The sequence below is a fragment of the Phenylobacterium sp. Root1290 genome, assembly GCF_001425305.1.
Classification (GTDB): Bacteria; Pseudomonadota; Alphaproteobacteria; order Caulobacterales; family Caulobacteraceae; genus Phenylobacterium.
The window spans coordinates 709,409-726,329 of record NZ_LMEE01000001.1 but is presented as its reverse complement, the minus strand read 5'-3'; the positions used below and the strand labels follow the sequence as shown (position 1 = coordinate 726,329).

14 protein-coding genes are annotated in these 16,921 nt (G+C 65.3%); 11 read left to right on the top strand and 3 right to left on the bottom strand.

Annotation, left to right across the window (positions count from 1 at the left end):
• Position 1: 1 nt before the first annotated feature.
• On the bottom strand, positions 2-1,798 hold the full coding sequence (locus ASC79_RS03500) for a tetratricopeptide repeat protein (protein WP_056019733.1): 1,797 nt from the start codon (positions 1,796-1,798) through the stop codon (positions 2-4).
• A gap of 178 nt (positions 1,799-1,976) precedes the next feature.
• Between ASC79_RS03500 and flbT the strand changes: the two genes are divergently transcribed.
• From flbT to ASC79_RS03450, 10 genes are all read left to right on the top strand, one after another.
• Positions 1,977-2,402: a flagellar biosynthesis repressor FlbT gene (gene flbT, locus ASC79_RS03495; RefSeq protein ID WP_056019730.1), complete on the top strand. Its 426-nt coding sequence runs from the start codon at positions 1,977-1,979 to the stop codon at positions 2,400-2,402.
• Entirely contained in the window at positions 2,362-2,733 is a 372-nt protein-coding gene (flaF, locus tag ASC79_RS03490; RefSeq protein WP_056019727.1) for a flagellar biosynthesis regulator FlaF, read from the top strand. Before flbT ends, flaF begins: the two co-directional genes overlap by 41 nt.
• Before the next feature lie 328 nt (positions 2,734-3,061).
• Entirely contained in the window at positions 3,062-3,841 is a 780-nt protein-coding gene (locus ASC79_RS03485; protein WP_056106208.1) for a flagellin, read from the top strand.
• 116 nt (positions 3,842-3,957) lie between these two features.
• Positions 3,958-4,233, top strand: coding sequence for a hypothetical protein (locus tag ASC79_RS21320; RefSeq protein WP_056019725.1), 276 nt, complete (start codon positions 3,958-3,960; stop codon positions 4,231-4,233).
• A gap of 194 nt (positions 4,234-4,427) precedes the next feature.
• Positions 4,428-5,261 carry a flagellin gene (locus tag ASC79_RS03475; protein ID WP_056020970.1) on the top strand — a complete coding sequence of 278 codons (834 nt, stop codon included), beginning with the start codon at positions 4,428-4,430 and terminating at the stop codon, positions 5,259-5,261.
• Positions 5,262-5,405: 144 nt separating this feature from the next.
• Complete coding sequence (locus ASC79_RS03470) at positions 5,406-8,222, top strand: hypothetical protein (RefSeq protein WP_056019721.1); 2,817 nt, start codon at positions 5,406-5,408, stop codon at positions 8,220-8,222.
• A 48-nt stretch (positions 8,223-8,270) separates the two neighbouring features.
• Entirely contained in the window at positions 8,271-8,951 is a 681-nt protein-coding gene (locus ASC79_RS03465) for a hypothetical protein (protein ID WP_056019718.1), read from the top strand.
• 45 nt (positions 8,952-8,996) lie between these two features.
• Complete coding sequence (locus tag ASC79_RS03460) at positions 8,997-9,398, top strand: hypothetical protein (RefSeq protein WP_056019715.1); 402 nt, start codon at positions 8,997-8,999, stop codon at positions 9,396-9,398.
• A 148-nt stretch (positions 9,399-9,546) separates the two neighbouring features.
• The gene (locus tag ASC79_RS03455) at positions 9,547-10,080 is read left to right on the top strand and encodes a single-stranded DNA-binding protein (RefSeq protein WP_056019712.1); all 534 of its coding nucleotides are present in this window, start codon (positions 9,547-9,549) and stop codon (positions 10,078-10,080) included.
• Between the two features lie 122 nt (positions 10,081-10,202).
• On the top strand, positions 10,203-11,522 hold the full coding sequence (locus ASC79_RS03450) for an amidohydrolase (RefSeq protein ID WP_056019708.1): 1,320 nt from the start codon (positions 10,203-10,205) through the stop codon (positions 11,520-11,522).
• 4 nt (positions 11,523-11,526) lie between these two features.
• Here ASC79_RS03450 and ASC79_RS03445 read toward each other — a convergent pair whose 3' ends face one another.
• Positions 11,527-13,290 carry a DUF885 family protein gene (locus ASC79_RS03445; protein ID WP_327082817.1) on the bottom strand — a complete coding sequence of 588 codons (1,764 nt, stop codon included), beginning with the start codon at positions 13,288-13,290 and terminating at the stop codon, positions 11,527-11,529.
• A 137-nt stretch (positions 13,291-13,427) separates the two neighbouring features.
• Complete coding sequence (locus ASC79_RS03440) at positions 13,428-13,991, bottom strand: superoxide dismutase family protein (RefSeq protein ID WP_327082816.1); 564 nt, start codon at positions 13,989-13,991, stop codon at positions 13,428-13,430.
• Positions 13,992-14,168: 177 nt separating this feature from the next.
• Here ASC79_RS03440 and gyrA point away from each other — a divergent pair, with 177 nt between their 5' ends.
• Positions 14,169-16,823: a DNA gyrase subunit A gene (gene gyrA, locus ASC79_RS03435; RefSeq protein ID WP_235528732.1), complete on the top strand. Its 2,655-nt coding sequence runs from the start codon at positions 14,169-14,171 to the stop codon at positions 16,821-16,823.
• Positions 16,824-16,921: the final 98 nt, after the last annotated feature.

Below are 16,921 nucleotides of genomic sequence, written 5' to 3'. Positions count from 1 at the left end.
GTCAGCCTCGCGCTCGCACCGCCGCGGGCCCTTCGGCGGCGACGACATGTTCAGCCAGAGCGCCGGCGAGATCTTGCATTAGATTGTCCCAGTCGGCCGCCGCTCGCGGCCACAGCATCCGCACCTGGCTGTACCAGGCGTAGTGGTCCGCCCCGAGGCGCGCCCAGTTGTCCGACGAGGTCAGCAGCCAGGACGAGGCCCCGCACGCGGCGGCCAGGTTGAAACTGGCGTTGGAGAAGCCGATTGTCAGGTCCAGCGCGCAGGCCAGCGCCGCAACGTCGTCCAGATCGTTCTTCAGGTCGATGCCTTCCGGCTGATGGATCTCGACGCCGAATTCACGCTGGGCGCGTTCAATCGCCTCGCTTTGGTCGCCGTACTGCAAGTTGACGAAGCTGACGCCAGGCGTGCGCAGCACCGGCGCCCACTTCTCGAACGGCGCGAAGTGTTTGTGGCGCGTCGAGTCGATGACCATGCTGGTCCACAACAGCCCCACTTTCTGGCCCGGCAGATGTCCGAGATTGTCCTGCCAGTGGCGCACGCGCGCCGGGTCGGCGGCCATGAAGCCGCCGGGACGGTCCGGATAGGAGTCGATCGATCGCCGGAAGTGACGGAGCATCTCGCCAAGAGGCGCCCAGACATCGATCTGCGACCAGTCTTCTATGAACGGAACGCGGCGCGCGGTCCGTCCCTGCAGCTTGACGCTGGCGTGAGCGCCAACATGAGCCCGTGGATAGGTTCGCGAGAACAGGCTGACCAACCGGTTCGTGACCGCCAGGGTCAGCTCGCCGCCAGGGCCCAGGGCTTCGATCACGTCGTTGAGGACGTTGGCGAACAGGATCTCGTCGCCCAAGCCCTGTTCACCGACCAGCAGCAGGCGCCGACCGGCCAGATCGGTCCCGGGCTCCCAACGCGGGCGGGGGACCATGAAGTCCACCGGGTCGTAATAGGTCGGTTCCAGGCGCGCGGTGTAGTTGTCCCAGCCTTCGCCAAGTTCACCCGTCGCCAACTGCATCGTCGCCAGGGCGAAACGCATCATTGTCAGATCTTCGGCCGACCGGCTGCCGGCCATCGCCTCGCGGCATTGCGCGATCGCCTCTTGCTGCTGGCCGGCGGCGAAGAGGGTGTTGGCTAGGTTGTAGCGCGCCTTGGCCTGGTGCGGGTCGAGACGCAGGGCCTCGCCGTAGAACAGCCCCGCCTGCTCGGACTCGCCCATGTCCTCCATGACCGTGCCCAGGGTGTTCCAGAGCATGACCTTCTCGGGATGAGCCTGCAGCGCGGGCTTGAGCACCTCGATCGCCTCGTCGTAGCGCATCTGACTTCGCAGCACGCAAGCAAGGTTGTTCGTGCTCTCGGGGGCGTTGGGTCGGAAGGCGAGGTAGTGGCGGAAGAGCGCTTCGGCCTGGGGCAGCATCTCCATCTTGAACGCGAGCCGACCGAGGTCGTTGGCGATCGGCGGATTGGCCGGGTCAAGTGAGAGCCCGCGCTCATAGGCAGCGAGTGCGGCGGGCCAATCGCCGAGTTGCTCGCGTGCGATGGCCAGGAGATGCCAGGCGTGAATGAGGCTGGGGTCGCGATCGACCGCCTTCTGGGCGGCGCCGCGCGCGGCCGGATAGTCTTTGCTAGCAATGTGGGCGAGGGCGCGCTTCAGATGGGGCAACGCCGCCTTGGCGGCCTTGAGGGCCCCAAGCTCATCGCGCAGTCTGTTGACCGATTCCTTGGAGGCCGAGTCGCCGGCCGGCCCACCTCGCGGCGTCTGAATGCGGCGAACAGAGCCAGCTGGATCCGAAGTTTCACTCATTACGCAGCCCCAGCATCCCGCATGCCGCAATCTTGAAAAATTATGCTTAACGGTCTGCTAATGACCTGGGGGCGACAGGGGTGTGCAAGGTCCGGTTAACCCCTCGCATCTAGCCTTGCCCAATCGAACTGCTGAGCGCAGGCGAATTGGGCGACACGCCTCTATTGGAGACCGAGGAATGCCGCTTAAGCTGTCCCTGAAGCCCGGAGAGAAGTTCGTTCTCAACGGTGCGGTGGTTCAGAACGGCGATCGCCGTACGACCCTGGTGCTGCAGAACAAGGCGTCGGTCCTTCGCGAGAAGGACATCATGCAGCCTGAAGACGCTGGAACGCCGGCCCGTCGCATCTACTTCCCGATGATGATGATGTACCTCGATGATGGTGGAGCTACTCGTTACTACGACGAGTTTGTTCAGCGCCTGACCGAGTTCATGGGCGTCATCCGGAATCCGGAGGTGCTGACGGACTGCGTCGCTATCTCAAAACACGCCATGGCGCGCGAGTACTACAAGGCGCTCATGTTGTGCCGGAAGTTGATCGAGTACGAAGACGAGAGGTTGGGGAATGTCGCTTCGAGCTTACCAGCAGGCGGCGAGCCGGGCTGAGGCGCCCAAGGATGCTGAATACCGGCTGTTTGGGCAGGTGACGCGGGCGCTGATTACGGCGTCAGAGGCCCCGGCCAGTGATTTTGCGGTTCGAATCGATGCGATCGATTGGAATCGGCGGCTTTGGTCGACGCTGGCTCGTGATTGCTCCGAGCCGGACAACAAGCTTACGCCGCAGATCCGCGCGGGCATCATCTCGTTGAGCCTGTTCGTCGGGCGTCACTCCAGTGAAGTGATGCGCGGGGAGGACAACTTCGACACGCTCATCGAGATCAACAAGATGATGATGCAAGCGCTGTCGCAGAAAGCTGACGCTCCGGCCGCGGCCTGACTCGTTCCGCCTTCGGGCGATCTGGTTAATTTCACTATCGTTTCAAGCGCCGGCCCTCGTGGTCGGCGCTTTGCGTTTTGGCCCACGCCAGCCGCTCGGTGATATCTGCCTGGCGGCAATATTTGCCGGGCGTACTGGGCAAATATTGCCGGGCGCGGCCGGGAATTGCTCATCAGGGCGTGGTTTACCTCGGGTAAACGCCAAAACATAAGTTATTTCAATTGGTTGGCCTGTCGTCGGGGTGGCCCCGCAATTGCTTTGTTAGGGGCGGGCAAAATGCCTCCGGCAGTCAAAACGACGCCGGTCTCCGAGAAAAGGAACCACGCGTATGGCCATGAATTCGGTTAATACCAACCAGGGCGCGATGATCGCCCTGCAGAACCTCAACACCACCAACAAAGACCTCGGCGTCGTTCAGAACCGGATCAACACCGGCCTGAAGATCTCGTCGGCCAAGGACAACGGCGCCATCTGGGCCATCGCCCAGAACCAGCGCGCCGAATCGGCTTCGCTCAACTCCGTCGTCTCGTCGCTGCAACGCGGCCAGTCGGTGGCTGACGTCGCCATGTCGGCCGGCACCGCCATCTCGGACATTCTCGTCCAGATGAAGGAAAAGGTCCTGGCGGCGACTGAAGCGGGCCTGTCGACCGCCTCCAAGCAGGCGCTCAGCGACGAGTACACGGCGCTGCGCGACCAGATCAACACGATCGCCAACAACGCCAGCTTCGACGGCGTCAACCTGATCTCGGCGGCCTCGGTCAACAGCTCGAGCATCAAGTCGATCGCCAACGCCGACGCGACCGCGACCATCGACATCGCCCACGTGGACCTGTCGAAGTCGAACACCAAGATCGCCGCGACGCTGACCTCGCTGACTGGCACCGTGGGTTCGGCGGACGTGAAGGAAGTGGAAGCGCTCGACACCCACATGACCAACGTCATGAAGCTCCAGGACACCCTGGACGCCGGTGTCGGCAACCTGGTCGACGCCGACCTGGCGAAGGAAAGCGCGCGGCTGCAAGCCCTGCAGACCAAGCAACAGCTTGGGGTGCAGGCCCTCAGCATCGCGAACCAATCGTCGAGCAGCCTGCTCGGCCTGTTCCGATAAGCCGAATGGGGCGCGGCTTCGGCCGCGCCCTGCGTCGGCGGCGGGGAGGGAGACCTCTCCGCCGTCACCGCGCAATTGGGGTCGCCTGAGCGCGCAAGTCTCGGGCGGATGGGACCATGGAGAACAAGCTTTCAGCCGTGGCGGCGCTACCGGACATCGAGCCGGTTCAGGCGCCCGCAAGGCCGTTCGTCGCCCCCGCGCCCGTCGCGCCGCCCTCGGCGGAGCCGGATCTGCGGCTGGTGATCGAAGAAGGGCAGGCGGGCAGTTTCGTCTACAAGACCATCGATCGCCGCACGGGCGAGGTGGTGCTGCAACTGCCGCGTGAAGAAGTGCTGCGGATGCGGGACGCCGAGGCCTACGTGGCCGGAGCGGTGATCGCGACCCAGGCCTGACGACGTCCATGCCCGCTCGACGGGCCTGCACCGCGCCTTCATCCACAGGGCGCAACCGCAGCCTGGGTGAGGGATCTGCGGCTACTGGCGCGCCCGCGTTAATCTTTCGGAAACCATGCGCTTCCTAGCGTTAACCATAGTTTCGGCGTGCGAGTCGCGCGTCAATCATGGGTTCTCTGAAGGAGATTGGCGCCATGGCGATGAGCGTAAATACGAACAAGTCGGCGCTGATCGCGCTCCAGAACCTCAACACCACCAACGAGCGGTTGGAGCAGGTTCAGAACAAGATCAACACCGGCCTGCGGGTGTCGAGCGCCAAGGATAACGCGGCCGTCTATGCGATCGCGCAGAAGCAGCGCGCTGACTTCAGCTCGCTCGGCGCCGTGAAGATGAGCCTCGACCGGGCCACCTCCATTACCGACGTCGCCTTGAGCGCCGGCCAGCAGATCAGCGACATCCTCGTTCAGATGCGGGAAAAGGTTGTCGGCGCCGCCGAAGACTCGGCCTCGCCATCGACCCGCAAGGCCTTCGACGACGAGTTCCAGACTCTGCTCCAGGCGATCAGCCAATTCTCCTCGTCGGCCGAGTTCGACGGAGTTTCCGTCCTGAACGGGACTTTGTCGGGCGACCTCAACTTCCTCGCGAACTCGGACGGCGACAGCTACATCGCGCTGACGCCGCAGGATTTCACGATCTCCGGTTCGATCATCAATCTCGACGGCACCGGCCTGACCGGTACGACGAGCTCGACCAAGTCGGTGCTCGCCTCGCTTGACCTCGCCATCGGCAAGGTCACCGCCGCCCTCGCTGAAATGGGCGCGCAGGCCAAGCAGATCGAGAAGCACGTCACCTTCGTCTCCAAGCTGCAGGACGTTCTCGAAACCGGGATCGGCAACCTGGTGGACGCGGACATCGCTAAGGAAAGCGCGCGACTGCAGGCGCTGCAGGTGCAGCAGCAACTGGGCGCGCAGGCTCTATCCATCGCCAACTCGCAGCCGCAGGTGATCCTGCAACTGTTCAAGGGCTGACGGCAGTCTGAGGGGAGTGTCTCAAGGCCCTGGAGCTTCTGGCTCCGGGGCCTTTTATTTTCGCCCGAGCGGCAGGCCTTAACACCTCGTCAGCCCTTGTGGCGCAATCTGCGGTTGGGAAACTGCGTGAGCATGGTGGGCTAGGTGATCGGCCTCGATACCAATCTGCTGCTAGGCTACTTTCAGGCGCGTAACGGCCTGAGCGCCTCCGTGGGCGGAACATCGACCACCGTCGCGTCTTCGGTGGCGAAGGCCCCGACGCCCCCATGGAGCACGCTGTCGGCGGCCCCGAAGGCCGACGAGATGCTCAAGAGCGTCCTCATGGGGCGCAAGTTTATCGACGGGTACCAGACTCAGCTCGATGTGAAGGGCGCCAGCGAGGACTACCGGCAGCTCTTCGCGATCCATCAGGGCCTGGCGACGCTGGAAGCCATGGCGCGCAAAGCCGATGACAAGGACACCAGCTCCGCCGAACTGAAGCGAATTCAGGCCGCCTTCACCCGCGGCATGGCGGAGGTGTCGGGCTACATCGACGATGCGAATTTCGACAAGCTGCGCCTGACCTATGGCGACGTAAACGACAAGGCCAAGTCGGTCGTCGGCGTGCCAAAGACGACTCCGAGGTATGTGACGTCGCCTCTGCACCAGGGCACGGCGACCGACCCGGTCGAGGCGTTCCAGGGCGATATGAAGTTCAGCGTCAAGATTCGCCTGCCCAACAAGGTCGAAACGACGATTGACTTCGACCTCGCCGAGATGGGTTCGACGACCCGCTCGATGAACGAGGTCGTGAAATACATCAACACCAAGCTCAGCGCTTCGGGCTTCAGCACACGCTTCGCCGTCGACAAGATCGCCGGCGCCGACAAGACGACCGAGGTCAATGGTCGGACGATCAAGCTCGGCAAGGAGCCGGACAAGTTCGGCCTGAAGATCCAGGGCGATACGACTGAAATCCTGACCTTCTCCGCCCCGAGCACGTCGCCGGCGGTCTACATCACCCAGACGGCGGGCGATCCGAAGCCGGCCAAGACGACCAAGGTCGAGGACGGCAAAGTCGTAACCGTCACGCCCGAACCCAAACTCGTCGAAGAGTTGGTGAAGTTCGAGACCGGGACCTCGGCGGACGCCGTGCGGCGGCCTGGCGACGTGAACTGGGTCGAAGGCCGCGTGTTCAATGTCGCGCTGCCGGAAGGGGTCGAGAAGGTCCACAAGACCGTGAGCGGGCCCGACGGCGCGCTCTATATGCTCGCCGATGTGAATGACGCGATCGATGGGCAAACCATCAAGGGCGCCGGCGACGTCGCGCTGATGAAGTTCGATTCGGCAGGCAAGCTGGTCTATGCGCGGACGCTGGGCGCTTCGGCCGACGCCACAGGCCTGGGCCTGGCCGTGGGGCCGGACGGGCAGATCGCGGTGTCCGGTTCCGTGACGGGCGGGTTCGCGGCCAGCGGCGTGCCGATCGGCAGCGGAACGCTCGAGACCATCCCCAAGGTCGTAAAGGCCGACAACGGCATTGATGAAACCAAGCCCGACAGCTTCGTCGCCGTGTTCAGCGCGGCGGGGGATGAGGTGTGGTCGCAGCGAACGGGCGCGCGTGATGACGATGAAGCGACGAGCGTCGCCTTCGGTTCGGACGGCTCGCTTTACGTGCTGGGGCGCGCCAAGGGCGCGATGCCCGGCCAGACCTCGAGCGGCAACTGGGACAACTATCTTCGCACTTTCGACGCGGACGGCCGTCTGAAGTCGACGACGCAGTTCGGAACCTCGGGTGAAGACAAGCCGGTTGGGCTGATCGTTGATGGGACCAGCGTCGTCGTCGCCTCGGTAGAGGCCAGCGAGGTGCAACTCCGCCGCTTCGACATGACCGATCCCAAGGTCCCGACGCTCACCGCGACGCGTAGCCTGGGCACCCTCGGCGGCGGCTCGATCGCCGGCGTGACCATGGACGGCGGCAACATCGTGATCGCAGGCTCGACGGGCGCCACGCTCGGCGTCGGCAACACGACGCGGGCGTCGTCGGGCAGCGTGGACGCTTTCGCTGCGCGCATATCGGCCGATCTGTCGTCCGGCTCGGACGCCATCGCCTATTACGGCGGCAGCGGCGATGATCGCGCCACAGCCATTACCGTGGCGGACGGCAAGGTCTGGCTGACCGGCACGACCAAGACCGACTTGCCGGGAATGGACAATGCGGTCGGCAAGGTCGATGGCTTTGCGGTGGGGCTGGATATCGGCACCGGCGCGATCGCCTGGTCGCAGCGCTTCACCGGCTCAGAAAAGATGACGACGCCGACCTCGATCGCGGTCGATGTGGGCGGCGCCAGCGCCCTGGACCGTCTCGGGCTGCCAACGGGCAAGATCGAGTACTCGGACTCTCAACTTGTAACTTCGGCGACGTCGGCCCGTCCGGGGGACACGTTCCAGATTCGTCGGCGAATCGGCGGCCCGGCGGTCACGATCACCATCGAAGCGACAGATACGCTGGAAACGCTGGCCAAGAAGATCCAGCGCGCGACGTCGTTCGGCGTGAAGGCCGAGGTGGTTTCGGACGGCGATGTCCGCAAGCTCCAGATTCGGCCGCAGAACAGCCGATCCAGCCTCGAAATTCTGGGCGGGAAGGGGGGCCTCGACGCGCTTGAGGCGCTCGGCCTGAACGAAGGATTCGTGCGCAGCACGGTGATGACGGACGGCCAAATGACCCCTGGCGACGGCGGGTCAGCCATGTACGGCCTCAAGATGCCGCGCGACCTGTCGCTCTCCACGAAGGACGAGATCAAGGCGACCATCGACAAGCTGACCATGGCGATGTCAGTGCTCCGCACCGCCTATCGTGATCTTGAGCAGGGCATGAAGCCCGCCAGCGAGACAAAGAAGGCCACGGGCGAGGTTCCTGCCTACCTGAAGAACCAACTCGCCAACTATCAGGCGGGGCTCAACCGCTTGACCGGGGGCGGCTGATCCAGACGCGCGCTTGAAACCGTCACACGCACGGTCTAGCGAGGGCGTATGGAATTCCTGAAAGATCGGCGCACGCTTCTGGCCCTCGTCGGCGGCGCGCTCGCCCTGTTGGCCGGCGTGGTCATCGCCAGCGTGATGGTCAACAAGGGGCGCGATGAGAAGACGTCGCCGCCTCCGGCCTCCCAAGGTGGGCTCGTCGTCGAAACCGGCGCCCCGGACGATGGCCGGCTTGATCCCGCCAAACCGCTGCGCTGCTTCGTCGCCGGTCAGTACGTCGGCGAGATGACCCTGGCCGATTGCGCTAAGCGCAATGGCGTGGCGACCGGGGCGCTCGACGTCGGTGTCGATGAGGCTGGAAATCTGGCGGCCGCCGATCAGGCCGGAACGATGTTGACCCCGCTGCCGCCGCAGCCGGAGGCTGTGGTTCCCCTCAATCCGGCGCCCACGGCGCCGAACCAAGCCCCGACCGCCAGCAACGCGCCGACAGGGGGCTGCTGGCGCTATGTGGACGGCGGATGGCGCAAGCTGCCCAGCGACCTGACGCTCAATGCTTGCGTTCAGACGCTGTTCGCAGGGCGCTGCGAGCGACCCGGCGGCGCCACCTACGGGCGCTGGATGCAGCAAACGCTGCGCCTGGTGCCGGGCAAGGTCGAGGTTTCAGGCGATAATCGCAGCTTCCGTCCGCTGGCCGAACAGGCGCAGAATTGCTCCATCTCTTCCATTGGCTAGGCCTCGCCCTGCCGCTGCCGCATTCGCGACCATAGGCTGATCTCCATGCTGCTTCGCTTCGCCCTCGTCGCCGGTCTCTCAGTTGTCGCTCTGGCGGCGTGTTCCAAGCGCACCATGCCGCCGGGCGGCGAGGGGATCTGTTGGAGCGTGTCGAAGACCGCGGATGGCGAATTGAAGTTCAACAAGCTCAAGGAAGGCGTTCCCGACCTGGAGCACTGCGCCGCCGAGTTGGAAGGCATGCGCGTCCGGTTCCTGCGGATGGGCGGTTCTGTCCGCGAGGTCACCGGCGCATACAAGGGCAACTTTATCTTCGTCGAGCGCCGCGGAATCTTCACCGCGCCTTCGCTGGAGCAGGCGCCTTACCTGGCGCTCGTGCGGACCGGCGACGGCCGCCTCGCGGTGCCCGGCGCGATGCCGCGCGAACAGGCCCCGGCTCCCGGGCAATAGTTCAATCGGGGCGGCAAAACGTCTGTGGACGAAGCGCCGAACGCCGTGAACGAATGCGGAACATTAACTTGATCCGCATCTTGCCCTCGTCTAGCGTCCCGCGCTTAGGCCGCTGGGCCGCATAGCACGGAAAGCAAGGGACAAGCTCATGGCGGGCAGCGTCAACAAGGTCATTCTGGTCGGCAATCTGGGCGCCGACCCCGAAATTCGCAGCCTCAATTCTGGCGACCGCGTCGCCAATCTGCGCATCGCCACCTCGGAAACCTGGCGTGACCGCAGCTCCGGCGAGCGTAAGGAAAAGACCGAGTGGCACCGGGTTGTGATCTTCAACGACAATCTCGTGAAGGTCGCCGAGCAGTACCTGCGCAAGGGCTCGAAGGTCTATATCGAGGGCTCGATCCAGACCCGGAAGTGGACCGATCAGTCCGGCCAGGAAAAGTACTCCACTGAGATTGTCCTGCAGAAATTCCGTGGCGAACTGACCATGCTCGACGGCCGCGGCGACAACGCGGGCGGCGGCGGCGGTGACTTCGGCGGCGACTATGGCGGCGGCAGCGGTGGCGGAAGTGGCGGTGGTGGCTATGGCGGCGGCGGCGGCGGCTTCGGCGGCGGCCAACGCAATCAGAGCTCCGGCCCGCGCGAGGACTTTTCGGCCGATCTGGACGACGAAATCCCGTTCTAGAGCGGAATACTCTTAGACACGAAGGGCCGGCCGAAAGGCTGGCCCTTTTGCTGTTCCGGGGATGGGATTGGTGTTTCGGCCAAGCTAGACCAGGGCCAGTTCTTTTCCCCGGGGGCATAGCCATGAAGAAGCTGTTCTGCGCCGCGTCGGCGGTCGTTTTGGGTCTGGTGTCGGCGCCGGCCCTGGCCGCCCCGCTGGATGTGCCGGCGGCCAAGGCCGAAGTCGCGGCGGTCCTGGATCGCGACTACGGACAGCTGGACGCGCTCTACAAGGACCTGCACGCTCATCCCGAGTTGGGGTTCCAGGAGAAGCGGACCGCCGCGAAGCTGGCGGCCGAGATGCGCAGCCTGGGGCTTGAGGTGACCGAAGGCGTCGGCGGCACTGGCGTGGTGGCTGTGCTAAAGAACGGAGCCGGCCCCAGCGTGTTGGTTCGCACCGAACTCGACGCTCTGCCGATGGAAGAAAAGACCGGCCTGCCCTACGCGAGCCGCGCCATGGCGACCTGGAACGGCAAGGACACTTTCGTCGCGCACTCCTGCGGTCACGATGTGCACATGGCGGCGTGGATCGGCACGGCCCGGGCGCTGATCGCATCCAAGGCGCGCTGGAGCGGCACGGTGATCTTCGTGGCGCAGCCGTCCGAGGAGACCGTCAATGGCGCCAAGGCCATGCTGGACGACGGCTTTATCAAGCGCTTCGGCAAGGCCGACTATGGCTTCGCCTTGCACGTGGGGCCGGGCCTGGCCGGACAAGTCTATTACAAACCGGGCGCGGTCAGCTCGACGTCGGACGGCCTCGATGTCGTCTTCACCGGGCGAGGCGGGCATGGCTCGATGCCGGCCTCGACGATCGATCCCGTGATGATGGGATCGCGCTTCGTCGTCGATGTGCAAAGCGTGATCAGCCGCGAGAAGGACCCTGCAGCCTTCGGAGTGGTGACAGTCGGATCCTTCCAGGCGGGCAGCGCGGGCAACATCATTCCCGACAGCGCTCACCTGCGTGGGACCATCCGCACTCAAGACGGCGCCGTTCGCGACAAGATCATCAGCGGCGTCAACCGTACCGCCAACGCCGTTGCCGACATGGCCGGCGCGCCCGCGCCCACGGTCACGATCGCCCCTGGCGGCAAGGCGGTGATCAACGACGCCGAACTGACCGAGCGGACCGCCAAGGTGTTCCAGGCCGCGTTCGGCGACAACGCCGTCGTCCAGCCGCAGGCCGGTTCGGCCAGCGAGGACTATTCGGAGTTCATCATCGCCGGCACGCCCTCGGTCTATTTCGGCATTGGCGGATTCGACGCCAAGACGTTCGCCGACGCGCAGAAGCCAGGGGCTGCCTTGCCGGTCAATCACTCGCCCTTCTTTGCGCCGGTCCCGGAGCCCTCGATCCGCACCGGCGTCATGGCGATGAGCCTGGCCGTGATGAACGTCGCTTCGAAATAGCCGGTCAGGCGACGCGCCCGCCGTTCTTGGCCCAGTCGTCCAGATGGCCGCCCAGGACCGAGAGCGGCATGGCGCCGTAGAGCAGGCCGGCGTCGTGGAAGCCGCGGATGTCGAACTCAGGACCCAGTTGGGCCTTGGCGCGCTCCCGTGCTTCCACCCACGCCTGATGGCCGAGCATGTAGCTCGACGCCTGGCCTGGCTGCACGCAGTAGCGCTCTACCTCTCGTGTGACGCTGGTCTCCTTGTCGCCAAGGGTGTCGACCATGTAGTGGATCGCCTTTTCACGGCTCCATCGCTTGTGGTGGAGGCCTGAGTCGACCACCAGCCGCGATGCCCTGAAGAGCAATGAGGCGAGATAGCCCAGCCGCGCGAGCGGATCGTCCTGGTAGGCGCCCATCTCGTCGGAGAGTTGTTCGGCGTATAGCGCCCAGCCCTCCGAATAGCCCGAGAACAACGGCATGCGCCGGAGCAGCGGCAGGCCCTTAGCTTCCATGGCCAGGGCGATCTGGAGATGGTGACCCGGCAGCACCTCGTGGTGGACCAGGGTGGGCAGATCCAGGCGCGGCTGCTCGGCCGTGTCGCGCAGGTTGATATAGAAGACGCCCGGTCGCTTGCCGTCGACCGAACCGGGTTGATACGAGCCGCCAGGCGCGCCCGCTTCGATGGTGACGGGTACTCGTGCGATCTCGACGGGCGCCTTGGGCAGGGCGCCGAAGTACGCCGGCAGCCGCTTCCGCATCACATCGGCCATGACGTTCATGTCGGTTAGCAGTTGGGCGCGGCCCACGTCGGTGTCTGGGTAGATCTGGTCTGGACGGCTGCGCAGGGCGGCGATGCGTTGTCCGACCGAGCCCTTGGTGAGCCCGCGCGCCTTGAGGATCGCGTCGGCCTCGGCGCTGAGTTCGGCGACCCTTTCGAGTCCCAGGCGATGAATTTCGTCGCCGCTCATATCCGTGGTCGTGAAGGAGCGTACGGCGAAGCGGTAGTAGGCCTCGCCCTCCGGGAGTCGCCAGCAGCCGGCGTCGTGCGTGGCGCCTTCCAGGGCTTGCTGCTGCAGTTCCAGTTGCCGGCGCAGCGCCGGATAGACACTGGTTTCAACGATCTTCGCCGCCCGCGCCTGCCAGTCGCCGGGCAGGGCCTTATCAGTGGTGCGGCGCGTAAGGTTCGCGACGAGCTCGGACGCCCCTGGCGCGGGGGAGAGCAGGGCGGAGATCTGCCCGGACGTGGTACGTAGAATGAAGTCGGGGGGCGCGGCGCCGAGCGCGAAGTGGGCGCGCGCCCGCACGGTCTCCTGGTCGAGCGAGGGGCCGAACGCGGCGAGCCGGTCGAGATAGGCCTCCGCGTCCTCGTTCTTCGTGATGGTGTGCTGGCTGCCCAGGAAGGTCGGGATGGCGCGGTAGTTTCCGGTGAGCTGGGAGATCGTGTAAGGCACGGCGCCGCCGACCCCGGGATCGCCGTAGGCGAAGTCGTAGCTCTGCAGAGTCACCTGGGCGAGGTAGTCCGCGGTCCGATAGTTGAGCAGGTCGCCGCCTTGCAGGGCCGCCGGGTCGAACTGGCGCAGGTCGGCCGCCATCTTCACGAACAGCGCCTTCATCTTGGCGAAGCTGGCTTCTGAACGGTCGTCGAGCCGATGCTTGGCTGGCCCGGCGTCGAGCCCCGTCAGCGTCATCAGTTGCGGCGACGCCATCAGTGCGTCCTGCATCGCTCTGTCGAGCAACGCGGTCAGCCGCAGGCCGTCGGGCGCCGGGGTTTGGGATGATGCGGTCACGGGCGCGGCCAGCGACGCGGCCCCTGCAAGCAGAAGGTCTCGGCGGTTCAGCATTGGGCGCGTTCCGGTGGGCTGGAAAGACACGCGTCGCCGCAGGCCGTGGCCGCGGCGACGCGTTCAGGTCATGTGGGCGTCGATCAGCCGCCGGCGATGACGCCGCAGGCGATGCGCGCGCCGGCGCCGCCGATGGGCTGGGTCTTGTGGTCGTCGGCGTTGGCGTGGACCACGATCGCCGATCCGTCCTTGTCGGTCAGGTCCTGGCGACCGTCGACGCCGCCCAGCGAAACGAAGGTGGTGAAGATCTCGGCGTTCGCGCTGCCGTCAGCGGCCACGAAGATGTTCGGCAGATCGCCGGCTTCGTTGGCGTCGGGGTTCAACAGGCCGTGCACCATCGTGGGGCCGCCATGGACGTGACCGCCGGCCGAGGTGAAGTCCGACTTCGAGCAGTCGCCCTTCTCGTGGAAGTGGAGTCCGTGCCAACCCGGAGCGACGCCCTTCAGCTCGACCTTCAGCAGCACGCCCTTGGGCGCGTTGGTCAGGGTGGCCGAGCCGATCGCGGCTCCGGTCGAATTCTTCAGTTCGATCCGTTGGTTGGCCGGCGCGTCTGCGGCAGTCGCCGTCCCGGCGAAAAGGGTGGCGGCGAGGGCGACGAAGGCATATTTCATGGGATCCAGCACCTGGGTTCGAAACTGTACGGACATTTGGCCTAGCGGCCTCCGGGATGGTAACAACAGAACCTAGCTTTGTGTCCGATTCTAAACGGCTAAATCCTCTCCTTGACCGACGAAACCCATACCCCGCCGGACGGTGATCGGCGTGGGGGCATTGCCCCTATCGCCATCGAAGACGAGCTGAAGCGCTCTTATCTCGATTACGCGATGAGCGTGATCGTCAGCCGCGCCCTGCCGGACGCGCGCGACGGCCTCAAGCCCGTGCACCGCCGAATCCTGTTCTCGATGAACGAGCAGGGCCATACGCCCGACCGTTCATATGTGAAGTCGGCCCGCGTGGTCGGGGACGTGATGGGTAAATATCACCCGCACGGCGACGCCTCGATCTACTTCACCATGGTCCGGATGGCGCAGCCGTTCTCCATGGGGCTGTTGCTGATCGACGGTCAGGGCAACTTCGGCTCGGTGGATAACGATCCGCCGGCGGCGATGCGCTACACCGAGAGCCGGATGAGCAAGGCCGCCATGATGGTGGTGGCCGATCTCGACAAGGACACGGTCGACTTCAAGGAGAACTACGACGGCACCGAGCAGGAGCCGATCGTTCTCCCGTCGCGGATTCCCAATCTGCTGGTCAACGGCGCGGGCGGCATCGCCGTCGGCATGGCGACCAACATACCGCCGCATAACCTAGGCGAGATTATCGACGCCTGCCTGGCCTATGTGGACGATCCCGAGGTCTCGCTCGACGCGCTGCTCGACATCGTCCCTGGACCTGACTTCCCGACCGGCGGCGAGATCATCGGCCGCTCGGGCGCGCGCAACGCGCTGATGACCGGCCGCGGTTCGGTCGTGATGCGCGGCAAGGCCGAGATTCAGGAGCTTCGCAAGGATCGCGAAGCCATCATCATCAACTCGATCCCGTATCAGGTGAACAAGGCCGCGATGGTCGAGCGCATCGCCGAGCTGGTGCGCGAGAAGAAGATCGAGGGCATCGCCGACCTCCGCGACGAAAGCGACCGTGACGGCATGCGCGTCGTCGTCGAGATGAAGCGTGACGCCTCGCCCGACGTCGTTCTGAACCAGCTCTATCGCTACACGCCGCTGCAGTCCTCGTTCGCCGTCAACATGCTGGCGCTGGACCGCGGCCGGCCGCGCGAGATGAACCTGCGCGACCTGGTCGTCGCCTTCGTCGACTTCCGCGAGGAAGTGGTCGTCCGGCGCGTCAAGTTCGAGCTGTCCAAGGCCCGTGACCGCGGTCACGTCTTGGTCGGCCTGGCCATCGCCGTGGCCAACATCGACGAGTTCATCCACATCATCCGGTCCTCCAAAGACCCCGCCGAGGCGCGTGAGCGCCTGGTGGCCAAGGATTGGCCGGCTGGCGACATGCTGCCGCTGGTGGAATTGATCGCCGACCCGCGCACCCTGGTGATCGACGGCGCGCTGATCCGGCTGTCGGAAGAGCAGGCCCGCGCCATCCTGGCCTTGACCCTGTCGCGTCTGACCGGTCTGGGCCGAGACGAGATCTTCGGCGAGGCCCGCGAACTGGCCGACACCATCCAGGGCCACCTGACCATCCTGTCGGCGCGCGCCAACGTCATGTCGATCGTCCGCGAGGAACTGGTGGCGGTGCGCGACGCCTTCGCCGTGCCGCGCCGCTCCGAGATCGTCGACGGCGACGCCGACGTCGAGGACGAGGACCTGATCGCCCGCGAGGACATGGTCATCACCGTCACGCACGGCGGCTATGTGAAGCGCACGCCGCTGACCACGTATCGGACCCAGCATCGCGGCGGCAAAGGCCGCTCTGGCATGGCGACCAAGGACGAGGATGCGGTCACCCGCGTGTTCTCGGCCAACACTCATACGCCGATGCTGTTCTTCTCGTCGGGCGGCAAGGTCTATCAGCTCAAGGTCTGGCGTCTGCCGGTCGGCAACCCCAACTCGCGCGGCAAGGCGTTCGTGAACCTGCTGCCGATCGAGCCGGGCGAAAGCATCACCTCGATCCTGCCGGTGCCGGAAGACGAGGCCGCCTGGGCGCAGTACGACGTGATGTTCGCCACCAAGTCGGGCGGCGTGCGGCGGAACAAGCTCTCAGACTTCCAGGGCATCAAGCGCAACGGCAAGATCGCCATGAAGCTGGATGAGGGCGATCAGATCATCGGCGTCGGTCTCTGCAACGCCCAGCAGAACGACATCCTGCTGACGACCGCGCTGGGCCGTTGCATCCGCTTTGCGACCGAAGAGGTCCGGGTGTTCGCCGGGCGCGATTCGACCGGCGTCCGCGGCATTCGCCTGGCTGACGGCGACAAGGTGATCTCGATGGCGATCCTTCGCTCGGTCGAGGCTTCGCCCGCTGAACGCGCCGCCTACGTCAAACATGCCAACGCCATGCGCCGGGCGACTGGCGACGATATCGAAGAGGTCTCCGCGCCTGACGATGACGAGGCGGAGGGCGATGTTACGCTCAGCGTCGAGCGCATCGCCGAACTCGGCGCCGCCGAAGAGGTCATCCTCACCGTCTCGACCGAGGGCTTCGGCAAGCGGACCTCGGCCTACGAGTTCCGTCGCACCGGACGCGGCGGGCAGGGGCTTCTCGCTCAGGATCTCACCAAGAAGGGCGGCCGCCTGGCTGCTTCGTTCCCGGTCGAGGAATTCGACGAGATCCTGTTGGTCACCGATCAGGGCCAGCTCATCCGCACCCCGGTCAACCAGGTCCGCATGGTTGGACGTAACACCTCGGGCGTCACCATCTTCCGCACCAGCAAGGACGAGCACGTCGTCTCGGTCGAGCGGCTGGCCGACCAGGGCGGTGGCGAGGAAGCGGACGATTCCGAAATCGAAGGTGACGTGGCGGAATAGTCCCGCCGCGCATCACTCCAACGCGCAACCGCTGGTTCAACGGGCGGTTGCGCGTGAGATTTGGGCTTGCTTTCGCTGCCGGTGCCGGTGAAATCCTG